The sequence below is a fragment of the Roseovarius sp. M141 genome, from assembly GCF_024355225.1.
Classification (GTDB): domain Bacteria; phylum Pseudomonadota; class Alphaproteobacteria; order Rhodobacterales; family Rhodobacteraceae; genus Roseovarius.
In genome coordinates, this window is the sequence record NZ_VCNH01000008.1 from 2,370,427 (window position 1) to 2,386,399 (window position 15,973).

Consider the following 15,973-nt stretch of genomic DNA (forward strand, 5'->3'; position numbering starts at 1 on the left):
ACTGCGATTGCACCCGGCGGCATAGCGCCCCATACTGTGCTGACGAGCAGGCGCAGAAGGAAATGCGGCAAATGAACCTCCCCTTCGATGGCGCGATCAGCGCATTCTTTCAGCACGGCGCGCCGGACGCGATCCGCGAGGCGATCCGCGCCGCGGGAAAGGACAATATTCTGGGCGATGATTACCCCTATTCCAAACGCATGGGGCGCAAGAAGTACGAGGCCAGTTTGACCGCCATGCAGATCGAACTGGTCAAGATGCAATCCTGGGCCAAGGCGTCGGGCGTGCGGATCGCCGTCGTATTCGAAGGTCGGGATGCTGCTGGAAAAGGCGGCACTATCAAACGCTTGCGCGAACACCTTAACCCGCGCGGCGCGCATGTCGTCGCCCTGCCCAAGCCCTCGGAAATCGAGCGCACCCAGTGGTATTTTCAGCGCTACATTCGGCATCTGCCTGCGGCTGGCGAAATCGTCTGCTATGATCGCAGCTGGTACAATCGCGGCGTGGTCGAAACAGTGTTCGGCTTTTGCACGGATGCCGAGCGCGCGCTGTTCTTCGATCAGGCCCCTGCATTCGAAAAGATGCTGGTGCAGGACGGGATCATCCTCATCAAGATCTGGTTGAACGTCGGGCGCGCGGAACAATTGCGCCGCATGCTGGGGCGCGAGGGCGATCCGCTGAAACAGTGGAAGCTAAGCTGGATCGACGTCGAGGGCCTGAAGAAATGGGATGAATATTCCGCCGCCATCACCCGCATGCTGGAGCGCACGCACAGTGATCATGCGCCCTGGACGATCATCCGCTCTGACGACAAGCGGCGCGCGCGCCTCGCCGCGATCCGCCGGGTGCTGAGCGCCGTCCCCTATGACAACAAGGACGTAGACGCCATCGGCGATGTCGATCCGCTGGTCAGCGCCGGTCTCGAAATCTGGTCGCCTGCCGAGGGCACGGATGACTAAACGCGGCTATCACCACGGCAATCTGCGACAAGCTCTGGTCGAGGCGGCGCTGGAACTTATCGAGGCCAAAGGTCCGACAGGATTTACGCTGTCTGAGGCGGCCAAGCAGGCCGGCGTCACGCCCGCCGCTGTCTACCGCCATTTTGCCGGTCGCGAGGATTTGATCGCCGAAGCCGCCCTGCAAGGCTATGAGATGTTCGGCGCGCTGATGGATTTCGCATATCGCTCGGGTCAGCCCTCGGCGCTGGCGGCGTTCGAGGCGACGGGGCGCGCCTATCTTGCCTTCGCGCGCAAGCATCCGGGCCATTATATCGCCATGTTCGAAAGCGGCATCTCAGTCAATCGCACGCCCGAGTTGTCCGCCGCCGCCCTCGCCGCGCGCCGGGTGCTAGAGCAGGCTGCGGCGCAACTCTCCGAACATATCCCGCAGGACAAACGTCCGCCGGCCGCAATGTTCTCGGCCCATATCTGGGCGATGAGCCACGGGGTGGTCGAGCTGTTTGCGCGCGGCGCACCCGGCGCCGCCAGCCCCTTTGCCCCCGAGGATCTGTTGGAGAGCGGGATCGGGATCTATCTGCGCGGTCTCGGCCTGATCCCCCCGGACGACTGATCAGCGCGGCGCATAGCTCTGCGCAAAGCGCGGCGCAAGATCCAGCGCGCCGCCCACCGACAGGTGATTGGTGTCACGGTATAGAACCTTGCCATCGCGGATCCAAACATAGCGATCCGCCTCGGCAAAGTGATCGGCCAGCATCAGCACGTCGGCGCCATGCTGCGCGGCGATCCGGCGCAAGATGTCATCGGCGCCTTCGACCAGCGCGTCATTCATCGATCGTGGCACATAGCTGTTTGTGAACTTGTCACCGCTCTGACCTGGATCCAAACCCATCAACATGGCTTGCTCGATCATGGTTTGGGCCATTACCAGTTGCAGCGGCACCTGCCCGACCAGCACGACCCGCACGCCCGCCTTTTGATAGAACTCCAGCGTTCGGCTCAGCGCCGACTCGAAGGTGGCAATCCGTTCGCGGCTGCGGACATGCCGCGCACCAAAGCTGTCGCTCAGCGCGTATGTCGCCTTGTCGTCGGCGTATTCGCCAGTGGTATAGAGGCTCCACCGGGCGACGAGGTAGACCGTACCGATGCCCTGATCGACGATATCCTGCGCCGCGCCTTGCACGAAATCGTGACACTCGCGCGCATAGTCGCCGCCCTTGGCCAGATAAACCCCCAACAGCGGCGGGCACGCCCCACGCGCCGCCGTCAGAACCTCGACGCCGTGCACATTGGACAGCATGGCAAAGCCCGGCATCATCGCCTGACCGTGACTGTCCCCCAGAACGGCGATCTTGGGCGATGGCGGATCGCCGCGGTAAACGGTGCAGAGACGTTCCTCACCGCTTTTGGCACCATCGATGCATCCGGATACGGGCGCGGCCTTGAATAGCTGATCGCGTAGGTCGGTCAGCATACCGGGAGTCTGCAGCTGGAGTCGCGAGGGAAAGCCGCCGGTCGCATCCCCGACAAAACCGAAGGCCGCAACCGCCGCTATGCCAGCCGCGCTTACCGTCAGCAGCCCGTTCCGCCCTGGCAACATGGTGCGGCGCCGGAATGGCGTCTCGACATAGCGCATCGTCAGATAGGCCAGCACGAGGGTTGCAACGGACAGCGCCGACATCAGCCATAGCGACGGTTCCCCGATGCTGCGAATACGTGCAAAGGCGAACAGCGGTTGATGCCACAAGTAGGCGCTGTAGCTGATGAGCCCGATCCACACTATAGGCGGTGCGCTGAGGGCGCGTGCTGTCCACGTGCCACGATCGGCAAAAAGGATGATCAGCATGGAACCGACGACAGGCACCAGCGTGTAGACCGACGGGAACGGCACCGCTTCGTTGTAGAAAAATATGCTGTAGATGATCAGCGCGAGACCGGTCAGGCCCATGATATCGCTGCGCATCTGCTTGCGGCCGAACAGGATGACCGCGCAGATAGATCCTGCCAGCAGCTCCCAGAGGCGCGAGAAGGTGAAATAGAAATTTTCGCCCGGATAGGTGCGCCACCCCCATTCAGCCAGCGCCAGCGATAGCGCCGACAGGATCAGGAACGTGACCAGAAACTTGCGGCGCGCGAAAAGGCCCAAGGGAAGCAGGACCAGCGGGAACAGCAGGTAGAACTGTTCCTCCACGGCCAGGCTCCATGTGTGCAGCAAAGGGCGCAACGCCGAACCTATATCGTAATAGGACGATTTTTCGAGGAAATGGAAATTGGACAGGAAAAGCGCGGCAAAGGCCTGACTGCGCGCGTAATCCTCAAACGGATCGGGCGCCAGCCACCGCCAGGCAAAAGGAATGGTGCAGAGCAGTACCAGAAACAGCGCCGGCAGGATGCGGCGCGCGCGGCGTTCATAAAAGCCCAGCAATGAATAAGTGCCGGCCTCGCGCTCTCCGATGAGGATGGTCGTGATCAGGTAGCCGCTGATGACGAAAAAGACATCAACGCCGACATACCCGCCTGCGAACGCCGAGAATCCGGCGTGAAACAAAATGACCGGAACAACCGCGACCGCGCGCAATCCATCAATTTCAGGCCGATAGTGCATCATTTTTCTCGGCTACTGGGAAGAGCCTGCCCGTACAGTGCCACCGCTGCCGGACGGACAAAGGGCGCGACGGATATGCCGCCGCGCCCTTCTGTATCGTGGTTGTCCAGAGGCGGCTTAGCGCTTGGAGAACTGGAAGCTCTTACGCGCCTTGGCACGACCGTATTTCTTGCGCTCGACGACGCGGCTGTCGCGGGTCAGGAAACCTGCCGCTTTCAGCGCACCGCGCAGGCTGGGATCATACAGCTGCAATGCCTTCGAGATGCCGTGCTTGACCGCGCCGGCCTGACCCGAAAGGCCCCCGCCGACGACTGTCGCCATCACGTCAAATTGGTCTTCGGTGCCCGAAATGGTGAAGGGCTGGCGCAGAATCATCTGTAGGACCGGACGTGCGAAATACACGCTCATTTCCTTGCCATTCACGACGACCTTGCCCGAACCCGGCTTGATCCAGACGCGGGCGACCGCGTCTTTGCGCTTGCCTGTGGCGTAGGAGCGGCCCAGTGCATCGCGGACCGGCTCGCGCGGGGCGGCGGCTTCGACGTTGGTCGTGCCCGATGTGATCGCCTCGAGATCTTCGAGGGAGTTGATTTCGTCAGCCATCAGTGAGCCACCCGCGTATTCTTGGAGTTCATGTTCTTGACATCCAGCACCTCGGGGCTCTGGGCCTCGTGGGGGTGCTCGGTGCCGGCGTAGACGCGCAGATTGGTCATCTGCGTGCGGCTCAGGCGGTTGCCCGGCAGCATGCGCTTGACCGCTTGCATGACGACGCGCTCGGGGTATTTGCCCTCGAGGATCTCGCCTGTTGTGCGGGACTTGATGCCGCCCGGATGGCCGGTGTGCCAATAGTTCGGCTTGTCACGCTTCTTGCCGGTCAACTGGACCTTGTCGGCATTGATCACGATGACGTTGTCACCCATGTCCATGTGAGGGGTAAAGCTGGCCTTGTGCTTGCCGCGCAGGCGCATGGCGATGATCGACGCAAGACGGCCAAGAACGACGCCTTCGGCGTCGATCATGATCCATTTCTTGTCGATATCTGCCGGTGTCGCAGAGAATGTCTTCATGTGAGGAGAACCCTATTTTGCCGCATTGGGACGGCGCAATGGCCAGCCCGGTGGTGATGGGCGGGTTATATAGGCTGGTTGCGCCGCGTCAATCCGCGTTTTTTCAAGTTTTCCCTGCAATTACATGTGGTTAAAAATTAGGTATATAGATACCCCACAAAATACAAGCCGAAATCGGCACGTTCGGCCCAGATGTCGCTAGGCGTGTCAGGACTGCCGCGCAGGCGGAATCGAATAGGTCATGTTGGCGCGGGCCACAGGCGCGGGCGATCCGTGTGAATATATCAGGACGTCGCCCACCGCCAGAACGCGCCCCAGCTTGAGCAGGCGCACCTGTGCGATCAGGTCCGCATCCGCTGCGGGCTTGCGCATGAAATCAAGGCTGCAATTCGTCGTCACCGCCAGCGCCTGCGGGCCGATCATGCTGAGCACGGCCAGATAGACCCCGACATCGGCCAGCGCGAAAATCGCCGGCCCGGCCACCGTCCCGCCGGGGCGCAGGTGGCGGTCCGTCACGTTTAAACGCAAGGTCAATTGCATCGGCGCCGCCGAAACCACTGTGAAATCCCGCGCGACCTGTGCAAATTCGGCTGCCATGAAAGCCTCCAGATCGGCGACCGACATCTTCAACGACATACTCGCTCCTCACTTCGCTGCCGTTACAGATGATCCGATCAGGGCGGGAGTGGCAAGATGGTGATATCCGCGGGCCGGTGCTGCGGCACAACTTCCACGCCTAGGGCTTGGCTCCTATCCCCCATCACCCCATCCCTTTCCAAAGCGCTGGGGATGCACTATCTGCCGCACAATGACACATGTACTCAACATCGTAGGCGGCGGCATGGCCGGGGCCGAAGCCGCATGGCAAGCCGCCCATATGGGCGTCCAAGTCGTCATCCACGAAATGCGCCCGCAGGTCGGCACCTTTGCGCATCGCACGGGTGATCTGGCGGAAATGGTCTGCTCCAATTCCTTTCGCTCGGATGATGATGAACAAAACGCCGTCGGTCTGCTGCATTGGGAAATGCGCGCCGCGAATGGCCTGATCATGCAAACGGCGCACAAGCATCGCCTGCCCGCCGGCGGTGCGCTGGCGGTCGACCGGGATCCCTTTGCCGCGTCCGTCACAGCCGCCCTCTGTGCGCACCCCAACATAACGGTTTCCGGCGCCGAGATCACCGAACTGCCCAAGGATGGCCATTGGATCATCGCCACCGGCCCGCTGACCTCCGCCGCGCTTGGTCAGGCCATCGCGGCCGAGACGGGCAGTGACGCGCTGGCCTTCTTCGATGCCATCGCGCCCATTATCCACCACGACAGCATCGACATGTCGCGCGCCTGGATGCAGTCCCGATATGACAAGGGCGAGACAGAGGATGAGCGCACCGCCTATCTGAACTGCCCGATGGACCGCGAGACCTACGACGCTTTCATTGACGCGCTGCTCGCCGCCGACAAGACCGAGTTTCATGAGGGTGAAACCGCCGGGTACTTCGACGGCTGCCTACCGATCGAAGTCATGGCCGAACGGGGCCGCGAAACCCTGCGCCACGGCCCGATGAAGCCGGTCGGCCTGACCAACCCCCACCAGCCTGAAGTAAAGCCATGGGCCGTCGTCCAACTGCGCCGTGATAATGCATTAGGAACACTCTATAACATCGTCGGATTTCAGACAAAAATGAAATACGGTGCACAAGCCGACGTCCTGCGTATGATCCCCGGTCTGGAAAATGCACGCTTCGCGAGATTGGGCGGCATTCACCGCAACACCTTCCTGAATTCACCTACCTTGCTGGACGACCAGATGCGCTGGCGCGCGCACCCCCACATCCGCTTTGCCGGTCAGATCACCGGCGTCGAGGGCTACGTTGAATCCGCCGCGATGGGCCTTCTGGCCGGCCGGTTTGCCGCATCCAACCTCCTGGGCCACCCCCTGCCCAGCCCCCCGCAAGACAGCGCCATGGGGGCGTTGATCCACCATATTACCGGGGGCGCCGAGGCCAAGACATTCCAGCCGATGAACATCAATTTCGGCCTTTTTCGCGCGGTCGAAGGCCTCAAGGGCGGGCGCCGTGGCCGCACGGAGCGCTACAAAGCCTATACGGATCGGGCCAAGACGGCATGGCAGGACTGGCTAGATCAATGCCCCACTTGACTTTCCGCATGAAGGTCAAGTCGCATCGCATTGATAAAATATGACTTTCACTACACGCTTCGCTCCCTCGCCAACCGGCCCCCTACATCTGGGCCATGCCTATTCAGCGATGCTGGCGCATGATATGGCCGCGGCGGAAAACGGCCAGTTCTTGCTGCGCATTGAGGATATCGACCAATCTCGCAGCCGCCCCGAATGGGAGGCACAGATTCTCAGTGACCTCACGTGGCTCGGCCTTTCCTGGCCTCAGCCGGTAATGCGCCAGTCGGACAGGATGCCGATATACCAAGCTGCCCTTAGTGCCCTCTGGCGCCACGGCCTGCTCTATCCCTGCACCTGCACCCGCCGCGACATCGCCGCCGCCGCCGCCGCGCCGCAAGAAGGGGCCCCACTGACGGGCCCGGATGGCACGATCTACCCCGGAACATGCCGCCCCGATAAGCCGCTAGAACCAATTACGCCCAGCCCGCCAGTCGGGACCGCCCTGCGCCTAGATATACGCGCCGCGCAGCATGCTCTGGACAACGTGCCGCTGACATTCCTCGAAACCGGCGCCGCAATCGACGGCCGCACGGGGACGATCAGCACGACATGGAGCGAGGTCCAGACAAATATCGGCGACATCGTCCTTGCGCGCCCGGCGATGGGCACCTCCTATCATCTGTCTGTCGTCCTGGATGATGCGGATCAGCACATCACATTGGTTCCGCGCGGCGCCGATCTGTTCGATGCAACCGTGATTCATGTCATCCTGCAGCACCTGCTGAATCTGCCCACGCCGACCTACCACCACCACCGCCTGATCCGCGACGACACAGGTAAGCGTCTGGCCAAACGCGACGACGCCCGCGCCATCGCCAAGTACCGCGAAGACGGCGCAACCCCGCAGGATATTCGCCGGTTGCTGGCTTTAACCTAGTGTTTTTTCTTGGTGAAAATACCCGGAATCCCTTACTCTGCCATGGGCGCCATCACGATATTTTCCATGCCATCCTCGACAACGGTATAAAAACAGCTGCGCCGGTTGGTGTGGCAGGCCGGGCCTGTCTGCTCGATCCTCAGCAGCACGCAGTCGCGGTCACAATCGACGCGGAACTCCACCAGAGACTGCACATGGCCCGATGTCTCGCCCTTGATCCAGAATGCCCGGCGCGAGCGGGACCAATAGGTGACGCGTCCCGTTTCCAGCGTGCGCGCAACGGCCTCGGCGTTCATCCATGCCATCATCAGCACCTCGCCCGATATGGCGTCCTGTGCGATCGCGGGGATGAGGCCTGCCTCATTATATGTCAAACTGGCGGGATCGAAGCGCATCGGGCTTTTCCTTTTGCATCTGGCAATTCGCGCCTTATCTAGGGGCAGAGCGACCGAAGGACCAGCCATGACCGCCAATACCGACATGATCAAACTTTACTCATCGCGCATATTGGCGCTTGCCGCCGATATCCCCCGGCTCCAGCGGCTCGAATCTCCCGGCGCCACGGTCCGGCGGCGCGCGCCGCTTTGCGGGTCGACCGTAACGGTGGATCTAACCTGCGAGGGCGGCAAAGTGGCCGACTACGGCCAAGACGTGAAGGCCTGCGCATTGGGCCAGGCGGCGGCCAGCGTGGTTGGCGCGCACATCGTCGGCTGCACCGGCGATCAGGTGCGCGCGGGGCGCGATGCGCTGAAGTTGATGCTGACCGAGGACGGGCCGACCCCGCCCGCACCCTTTGACGGGCTCGAAGTGTTACGCCCCGCACAGGATTACAAGAACCGGCACGCGTCGATCATGCTGGCGCTCGATGCTGCGGTCGAGGCGATGGACGCCGCCTGCTAAGTGATAACCCCATAAAAAACCGCCGCACATCCGGTATGGATGGCGGCGGAAGGTTGCGTATTCCCGTGAAGGACCCTGTGTGCGCCAACCGCAGGTTTGAGATCAAACCCGGGCGCGAACTGTGACAGGCAATATCATTCGCCAAGCATCATGTTTGGGGTCGGTTGATGCGACGCGCGAACAGGCACGGAATATCGCAGGCAGAAACGGTTCGTCAAAAACCCTGAGCAAGTCCGGGCAAGTATAGGCAGCCCATCAGGATCACCATCAGCGCTGCAGCGCCGACCGCATCGCCAAGCAGAGTTTCATGCGAGCGGGCGGCGGCGGTTTTGATCTGGTGTATCATCTCGGCTCCCTTCGGGCTACTTGTTGCCTCTTTGTTCTTATTTTACAAAGGGTTTGTAAAGAACTTTATGAGAACACTTGGGCTGAATGTGGGAACAAACAACTAACCGACTGAAATCAAACGGATCGCCTGATCGCGCTCCATCAGCCACAGCAACACGCGCGCCGCCTGCCCGCGCGGGCTTGTCAGATCCGGGTCGTCCGTCAGCAATTTGCGCGCATCACTTTGCGCGACAGCCATCAGCCCCGTCTGCCCTTCAAGGTCCGCAATGCGGAACCGTGGCAGGCCCGATTGCGCTGTGCCGATCACATCACCCGCGCCGCGCATCGCCAGATCAACCTCGGCGATGCGAAACCCGTCCTCTGTATCGCGCATCGTGGTCAGCCGCCGCTCGCCCCCCTCACTCAGCGGCGATTGGTACATCAGCAAACAGGTGGATGCCGCAGTACCGCGCCCGACACGCCCCCGCAACTGGTGCAATTGCGCAAGGCCAAAACTCTCGGCGCGCTCGATCACCATGATCGAGGCATTGGGCACATCCACACCCACCTCGATCACTGTCGTCGCGACCAGCACCGATGTCTCGCCCCGCTGAAAGGCGGACATGGCCGCGTCCTTGTCTTCGGGTGGCATCTGGCCGTGGACCAACCCGACCCGACCCTCGCCAAGGGCCGCGCGCAGGCGGCGAAACCGCTCTTCGGCGCTGCTCAGATCGCTGACTTCGCTTTCGTCCACCAGCGGACAGACCCAATAGGCCTGCCGCCCCTCGCCAATGGCATGGCGCAGCTTTTCGACCACCTCGTCAAGGCGCCCCATGTTCACCAGCGCGGTAGCGATGGGTTTGCGCCCCGGCGGCTTCTCGTCCAGCACGCTGATATCCATGTCACCATATTGCGCCAGACTCAGGCTACGCGGGATCGGCGTTGCCGTCATCACCAGCACGTCGACAGCGGCGCCCTTGCGCCCCAGTTCCAGCCGTTGGCGCACGCCAAAGCGATGCTGTTCATCCACGATGGCAAGGCGCAGATCTGCAAACTCGACATCCTTTTGAAACACAGCATGCGTGCCGACGAGAATCTGGATATCGCCTGCCGCCAGCGCCGCCAGCTTGGCGCGTCGCTCCGCGCCCTTGTCGCGTCCGGTCAGGATCTCCAGCACTACGCCTGCAGCTTCGGCGAGTGGGCGCAGCCCCTCCAGATGCTGCCGCGCAAGGATTTCAGTCGGCGCCATCATCACGCCCTGCCCGCCCGCCTCGACGGCAACCAACAGAGCGTTGAGCGCAACCAGCGTCTTGCCCGACCCGACATCGCCCTGAAGCAGACGATTCATGCGTATCTGGCGCCCCATATCTGCGGCAATTTCGGTAATTGCGCGGGTCTGCGCGCCGGTCGCGCGATACGCCAAGGCGGCCATGACCCGCGCCTGCAACCGCCCCGTGCCCATCGTCGCACGCCCCTTGGACCGTTTCATCTGCGAGCGTGCCAGCGCCAATGTGATCTGATGCGCCATCAATTCGTCGTAGGCCAGACGCGCGCGTGCGGGATGGGTTGCGCCCAGATCGGCCATCAGCTGGGGCGTATGCGCGGCGTGCACAGCATCCGCCCAGTCCGGCCAGTTCTCCTGCTGCCTCTGCCCCGGATCGATCCATTCGCCCAGATCCGGCAACCGCGTCAGCGCACCCACCACAGCCTTGCGCATCGCCCCCTGGGTGAGGCCAGCGGTCAGCGGGTAGATCGGCTCAAAATCAGGAATCTCCTGCGCCTCATCGGTGGGCAGCATGTAGTCCGGATGCACCATTTGAGCGGCGCCGTCGAACAGCTCGACCTTGCCTGACACGATACGCCGCGCGCCCGTCGGCAGCGCCCGGCGCAGATAGTCGTCATGCGCGCGGAAAAACACGATCTGAAACGTGGTTTGCGCGTCCTCCACCGTCACGCGATACGCACCGGTACGCCCCGCCGGAGCGCGATGCTGGCCCACCGTCACCTCGACCGTGACCACGCCGGGCAGATCGGCGCCCAGAATGCTGGCACGCTTGCGCCGGTCAATACCCGACTGCGGCAAAGTAAAAACCAAATCGGCAGGCTTTTCGATATGCAGCGTCGCCAGCATCCTGGCGGTTTTGGGGCCGACCCCCGGCAGCGTCTCGATCTCGGCAAACAGCGGAAACAGCGCCTCTGGTCGGCCTTTCTGCGGACTGCTCATGCGCCGCCGATCAGCGCCAGCCAGGCGTCCTCGTCCATCGTTTCCACGCCCAGATCCGCAGCCTTGGTCGCCTTGGATCCGGCGCCCGGCCCCGCCACCAGAATGTCAGTGCGTGCCGACACGCTGCCCGACACCTTGGCGCCAAGCGCCTCGGCGCGCGCCTTGGCCTCGGCGCGGGTCATTTTTTCCAGCGTGCCGGTAAACACCACCGTTTTGCCCGCAACGGGGCTGGCTCCGACATCGTCGGTAACAACATCCTCGACAGTCAGTTCCGCGACAAGCTGGTCGATCGAGGCCCGCTCGGCCTTTTGCTGAAAGCTGGTGACCAAGGACACCGCGACCGTGGCCCCGATACCGTCAATCCCGATCAAGTCGTTCCATGCCGTCTGCGCCGCGCCATCTATATCTGCCCAAACCGCATCGCGCGCAGGTTTGATTCTGGCCCGGCGGCCTTCTTCGGCGGCCAGCTGCCGCTCTGCGACCTCTGCCGCATCGGCCAGCAACTGGCAACCCGCCGCAGGGGCCGCTGCATCAACCGCATCGACCAGTGCCTGCCAACGACCAAAGTGACGCGCCAGATCGCGGGCCGCAACCTCGCCCACGTGGCGGATTCCCAAGGCAAAGATCAGACGCGCCAGAGGCACGGTCCGGCGCTTGTCAATGGCGTCAAAAAGATTGCGCGCACTTACCTCGCCCCAGCCCTCGCGGTTGGCCAGTTTCGTCAGATTTGCCTTATCGCGGGCCTCCAGCGTAAAGATATCAGCAGGGGTGCGGATCGGCAGCTGATCGTCGCCATGAAACATCTCGACCTGCTTTGCGCCCAGACCTTCAATGTCGAACGCGGCCCGGCTGACAAAATGCTTCAGCTTCTCAACTGCTTGGGCCGGGCAGATCAGCCCACCAGAGCAGCGGCGCACTGCGTCACCGTCCTCGCGGATGGCGTCTGATCCGCATTCGGGGCAAGTCTTCGGGAATACGAACGCCGCCGCGCCTTCGGGCCGCCTATCCAAGTCCAGATCGGCAATTTTCGGAATCACGTCGCCGGCGCGGTAGACCTGCACCCAATCGCCGACGCGAATATCCTTGCCACCGCGAATTTGATCTCCATCGCTGCCGCGTCCGGCGATGTAATCCTCGTTATGCAGCGTTGCATTGCTGACCACCACGCCGCCCACCGTCACCGGAGCCAGCCGCGCGACGGGGCTAAGCGCGCCTGTACGGCCGACATTGATCTCGATCGCCTCCAGCCGCGTCCATGCCAGCTCGGCCGGGAATTTATGCGCGATGGCCCAGCGAGGCGTGGTGCTGCGATAGCCGAGGCGCCGTTGCAGATCCAGATCGTCAACCTTGTAGACGACCCCGTCGATATCATACCCAAGGCTGGCGCGCTGCTGTTCGATCTGCGCGTAATGGGCGATCAGGTCGTCCGGGCCATCGCAAAGCGTGGTCAGCGGATTCGTCGAAAACCCCAAGGATTCCAGCCTGGCAATGGCGTCGAATTGCGTATCTGCCAACGGCGCGCTCAGCTCGCCCCACGCATAGGCGAAGAATTTGAGTGGACGGGCGCGCGTGACCTCAGCATCGAGCTGGCGCAGCGATCCAGCGGCGGCGTTTCGCGGATTGGCGAAGGTCTTGGCGCCCGCCTCGGCCTGACGCGTGTTGAGCGCTGCGAAATCGGCGTGGCTCATGTAAACCTCGCCACGTATCTCCAGAATATCGGGGGCATCCAGCAGACTTTGGGGGATATCCTTGACCATCCGCGCGTTGGCCGTAACGTTTTCGCCTACCGCTCCATCACCGCGTGTCGCAGCCTGTACCAGACGGCCGACCTCATACCGCAGGCTCAGGCTGAGTCCGTCAATTTTAGGCTCTGCGGTGTAGCGCAGGGGGGCATCCTTCGGTAGGCCCAGATATTTACGTAGACGCGCGTCGAATTCCGCTATCTCGGTGGCATCAAAGGCGTTTCCCAACGACATCATCCGCTGGGCATGTATTACCTTGGCAAAACGCTCCGACGGGGCAGAGCCGATCACATCGCTGGGGCTGTCGGCGCGTTTGAGATGAGCAAAGCGCGCCTCGATCTCGGCGTTGCGCGATTTCAACCTGTCATAATCGGCATCGCTTATCTGCGGCGCGTCTTCGCCGTGATAGTCCGCATTTGCACGCAGCAGTATTTCGGCCAGCCGGGCCAGTTCGGCTTGCGCCTCGTCCTCGGTCAGCGTGCTTACCTTGCGCGCGTCCTGCATTGATGCCCCCTGGCGTTGCCCTTCAGGCCTGCAGCCTGACATCTGGCACAAGTGATAGGGCGCGTCCCCGCCGAGGTCCAGAGGCAGGGCGCCGATACGCGCATCGATCCGTCGCAAGAACAAGCACCGCACCGCTCACGCGGCGCAGCCCCTGCAAGGCCGGTACGCGTCGTCTCAGGCGCCGACTGCCAGTCGTTGTTCGTCCAGTTCGGACGGCTCGGGATCGCGCAAGACATAGCCACGGCCCCAGACAGTTTCGATATGGCTTTCGCCGCCCGTCGCCACGCTCAACTTCTTGCGCAGCTTGCAGATAAAGACGTCGATGATCTTCAGCTCGGGTTCGTCCATGCCGCCATAGAGATGATTCAGGAACATCTCCTTGGTCAGGGTCGTGCCCTTGCGCAAGCTCAGCAATTCCAGCATCTGGTATTCCTTGCCCGTCAGATGCACGGTCTTGCCGCCGACTTCGACCGTTTTGGCGTCGAGGTTGACGTTGATCAGCCCTGTGCGAATGATCGACTGCGAGTGACCCTTGGACCGCCGGATGATGGCGTGAATTCGCGCAACCAATTCCTCGCGGTGGAAGGGCTTGGTCAGGTAGTCATCGGCGCCGAACCCGAAGCCTTTGATCTTGCTTTCGGTATCGTCGGCCCCCGACAGGATCAGAATGGGCGTCTCGATCCGCTCAAGGCGCAGTTGGCGCAGCACATCGTGCCCGGTCATATCTGGCAGTCCGATATCCAGCAGGATCAGATCATAATCATACAGCTTGGCCAGATCGATACCCTCCTCGCCAAACGCGGTCGTATAGACGTTGAGATTGGCATGTGTCAGCATCAGTTCGATGCTTTTCGATGTCGTCGGATCATCTTCAACCAGAAGGATACGCATTCGCTTTTCTCCGCAAGTAAGATCTGTTCGAGCCAACCTTGCTTAAAATTGGTTAACTACAAGTTACCGTAGGCGAACATTTAGCGAATTCAACTCAGGGTTGTCTATAGTTTTTCAACGCAGTCACCTTGAGCGCCTCTTCGCCATGCAGTGATACGGCGCGCACCCATTCGACAAATTCCTCTTCGCTGAGTTGGTATCGCGCGCAGGCCTCATCCTGGGTGACCAGCCCGTAGAGTACGCCGCGCACCACCGCCAGCTTGCGCGACGCGACCCATCGGGAGGTGTTCACAGGCGGCAGGTCGGCCTGCGTCATCACCTGCCCGTCCGGCAGCGTCACAGCGCGCACCCCCTCGATTTTTTTCAGATACATCATCCAAACCCTCGTTACATCGAAGGCTAGGATGCGGTTGTTATCCTTAACGGCTTCTGAAACCGCACCGGCGAAATACCTTGGATTTACCTAAACCGTTTTGCGTTTTCCACGTCGCGCCCCTATATCACGATCACACCTTGGCAAACGGATGCTCTCATGGCCCTTGACACTGCCCCCCGGATCAATTCGCTCGGCTTTGCCAAGCCGGAAGCGCAGACGCGCGTCGTGGTTGCCATGTCGGGCGGCGTCGACAGTTCGGTCGTGGCCGCCCAACTGGCCGAGGAAGGCTATGACGTCGTCGGCGTCACCCTGCAACTTTATGATCACGGCGCGGCGCTGGCGAAAAAGGGCGCCTGCTGCGCGGGGCTTGATATCCATGACGCGCGCCGCGTAGCCGAAGAGATGGGCTTCCCGCATTATGTGCTGGACTACGAGAACGTCTTTAAGGAGGCGGTGATCGACGAATTTGCCGACAGCTATCTGGCCGGCGCTACGCCCGTGCCCTGCATCCGCTGCAATGAGCGGGTCAAATTCAAGGACCTGCTGCAAACCGCCCGCGATTTGGACGCAGATTGCATGGCCACCGGACACTATATCCAGCGCAAGGTGGGCGACCACGGGCCGGAATTGCATTCAGCGGCGGATGCGAACCGGGACCAATCCTATTTCCTCTTTTCCACCACGCCCGAGCAGCTGGATTATCTGCGGTTCCCCCTGGGGCACCTGCCGTCAAAGGACGCCACCCGCGCGCTGGCCGCGAAATACGGGCTGAGCGTGGCAGACAAGCCCGACAGTCAGGACATCTGCTTTGTTCCCAACGGGAATTACGCGTCCGTCATCGAAAAACTGCGCCCCGGCGCGGCCGAGCCGGGCGAGATCGTCGATCCTGAGGGCCGCGTTCTGGGCCAGCACAATGGCGTGCTGCACTACACCGTTGGCCAGCGCCGCGGCCTTGGTATCGGCGGACTTGAGACACCCTTATATGTCGTGAAACTGGACGTCGATGCGCGGCAGGTTATCGTCGGGCCCAAGGAAATGCTCAGCACCGCCATTGTCCCAGTACGCGAGATCAACTGGCTGGGTGATGACGCCTTCGACGCCGTCCCCGAGCGGCATGTTTCGGTCAAGGTCCGCTCTACCCGCCCGCCGCGCCAGGCGGTGATCCGGCCGTTGTCAGCCACCACGGCCGAGGTTGAGCTATTGACACCCGAGGAGGGCGTTTCGCCCGGTCAGGCCTGCGTATTTTACGAAAACGACGGCACCCGCATCTTGGGTGGCGGCTGGATCTGGCGCGGATACTGACGAGA

General features: G+C 61.9%; 16 protein-coding genes. 6 read left to right on the plus strand and 10 right to left on the minus strand.

Going from position 1 to position 15,973, the window contains the following annotated elements:
- The first annotated feature begins 71 nt into the window (after nucleotides 1–71).
- The gene (gene ppk2, locus FGD77_RS15525) at nucleotides 72–959 is read left to right on the plus strand and encodes a polyphosphate kinase 2 (RefSeq protein WP_255011058.1); all 888 of its coding nucleotides are present in this window, start codon (nucleotides 72–74) and stop codon (nucleotides 957–959) included.
- Nucleotides 952–1,569 (plus strand): TetR/AcrR family transcriptional regulator, encoded by a 618-nt coding sequence (locus FGD77_RS15530; RefSeq protein ID WP_255011059.1) that lies wholly within the window; start codon nucleotides 952–954, stop codon nucleotides 1,567–1,569. The genes ppk2 and FGD77_RS15530 overlap by 8 nt, the downstream gene beginning before the upstream one ends.
- On the opposite strand, the gene FGD77_RS15535 is transcribed toward FGD77_RS15530, so the two are convergent.
- The 4 genes from FGD77_RS15535 to FGD77_RS15550 form a co-directional block, all read right to left on the minus strand.
- Nucleotides 1,570–3,564, minus strand: a complete 1,995-nt coding sequence (locus tag FGD77_RS15535; RefSeq protein WP_255011060.1) for an acyltransferase family protein — start codon at nucleotides 3,562–3,564, stop codon at nucleotides 1,570–1,572. It abuts the gene before it with no gap.
- Nucleotides 3,565–3,678: 114 nt separating this feature from the next.
- Entirely contained in the window at nucleotides 3,679–4,164 is a 486-nt protein-coding gene (rpsI, locus tag FGD77_RS15540; RefSeq protein ID WP_255011061.1) for a 30S ribosomal protein S9, read from the minus strand.
- The gene (gene rplM / locus FGD77_RS15545) at nucleotides 4,164–4,628 is read right to left on the minus strand and encodes a 50S ribosomal protein L13 (protein ID WP_255011062.1); all 465 of its coding nucleotides are present in this window, start codon (nucleotides 4,626–4,628) and stop codon (nucleotides 4,164–4,166) included. The genes rpsI and rplM overlap by 1 nt, the downstream gene beginning before the upstream one ends.
- A 207-nt stretch (nucleotides 4,629–4,835) precedes the next feature.
- A complete protein-coding gene (locus FGD77_RS15550; protein WP_255011063.1) occupies nucleotides 4,836–5,264 on the minus strand; it encodes a PaaI family thioesterase in 429 nt (142 codons plus the stop codon).
- Between the two features lie 172 nt (nucleotides 5,265–5,436).
- Here FGD77_RS15550 and trmFO point away from each other — a divergent pair, with 172 nt between their 5' ends.
- Nucleotides 5,437–6,783 (plus strand): methylenetetrahydrofolate--tRNA-(uracil(54)-C(5))-methyltransferase (FADH(2)-oxidizing) TrmFO, encoded by a 1,347-nt coding sequence (trmFO, locus tag FGD77_RS15555; RefSeq protein ID WP_255011064.1) that lies wholly within the window; start codon nucleotides 5,437–5,439, stop codon nucleotides 6,781–6,783.
- Between the two features lie 40 nt (nucleotides 6,784–6,823).
- Nucleotides 6,824–7,702, plus strand: coding sequence for a tRNA glutamyl-Q(34) synthetase GluQRS (gluQRS, locus tag FGD77_RS15560; RefSeq protein ID WP_255011065.1), 879 nt, complete (start codon nucleotides 6,824–6,826; stop codon nucleotides 7,700–7,702).
- 32 nt (nucleotides 7,703–7,734) lie between these two features.
- Here the strand turns inward: gluQRS and hisI are convergent, their stop codons facing one another.
- Nucleotides 7,735–8,097, minus strand: a complete 363-nt coding sequence (gene hisI, locus FGD77_RS15565; RefSeq protein ID WP_255011066.1) for a phosphoribosyl-AMP cyclohydrolase — start codon at nucleotides 8,095–8,097, stop codon at nucleotides 7,735–7,737.
- A gap of 67 nt (nucleotides 8,098–8,164) precedes the next feature.
- Between hisI and FGD77_RS15570 the strand changes: the two genes are divergently transcribed.
- On the plus strand, nucleotides 8,165–8,602 hold the full coding sequence (locus tag FGD77_RS15570) for an iron-sulfur cluster assembly scaffold protein (protein ID WP_255011067.1): 438 nt from the start codon (nucleotides 8,165–8,167) through the stop codon (nucleotides 8,600–8,602).
- 214 nt (nucleotides 8,603–8,816) lie between these two features.
- On the opposite strand, the gene FGD77_RS15575 is transcribed toward FGD77_RS15570, so the two are convergent.
- From FGD77_RS15575 to FGD77_RS15595, 5 genes are all read right to left on the minus strand, one after another.
- The gene (locus FGD77_RS15575; RefSeq protein ID WP_255011068.1) at nucleotides 8,817–8,948 is read right to left on the minus strand and encodes a hypothetical protein; all 132 of its coding nucleotides are present in this window, start codon (nucleotides 8,946–8,948) and stop codon (nucleotides 8,817–8,819) included.
- Between the two features lie 102 nt (nucleotides 8,949–9,050).
- A complete protein-coding gene (gene recG / locus FGD77_RS15580) occupies nucleotides 9,051–11,153 on the minus strand; it encodes an ATP-dependent DNA helicase RecG (protein WP_255011069.1) in 2,103 nt (700 codons plus the stop codon).
- Nucleotides 11,150–13,399 carry an NAD-dependent DNA ligase LigA gene (ligA, locus tag FGD77_RS15585; protein WP_255011070.1) on the minus strand — a complete coding sequence of 750 codons (2,250 nt, stop codon included), beginning with the start codon at nucleotides 13,397–13,399 and terminating at the stop codon, nucleotides 11,150–11,152. The genes recG and ligA overlap by 4 nt, the downstream gene beginning before the upstream one ends.
- Before the next feature lie 174 nt (nucleotides 13,400–13,573).
- Entirely contained in the window at nucleotides 13,574–14,290 is a 717-nt protein-coding gene (gene ctrA / locus FGD77_RS15590) for a response regulator transcription factor CtrA (protein WP_255011071.1), read from the minus strand.
- A 94-nt stretch (nucleotides 14,291–14,384) separates the two neighbouring features.
- Nucleotides 14,385–14,663, minus strand: coding sequence for a DUF1153 domain-containing protein (locus tag FGD77_RS15595; RefSeq protein WP_255014259.1), 279 nt, complete (start codon nucleotides 14,661–14,663; stop codon nucleotides 14,385–14,387).
- 159 nt (nucleotides 14,664–14,822) lie between these two features.
- Here FGD77_RS15595 and mnmA point away from each other — a divergent pair, with 159 nt between their 5' ends.
- The gene (mnmA, locus tag FGD77_RS15600) at nucleotides 14,823–15,968 is read left to right on the plus strand and encodes a tRNA 2-thiouridine(34) synthase MnmA (RefSeq protein ID WP_255011072.1); all 1,146 of its coding nucleotides are present in this window, start codon (nucleotides 14,823–14,825) and stop codon (nucleotides 15,966–15,968) included.
- Nucleotides 15,969–15,973 lie beyond the last annotated feature (5 nt).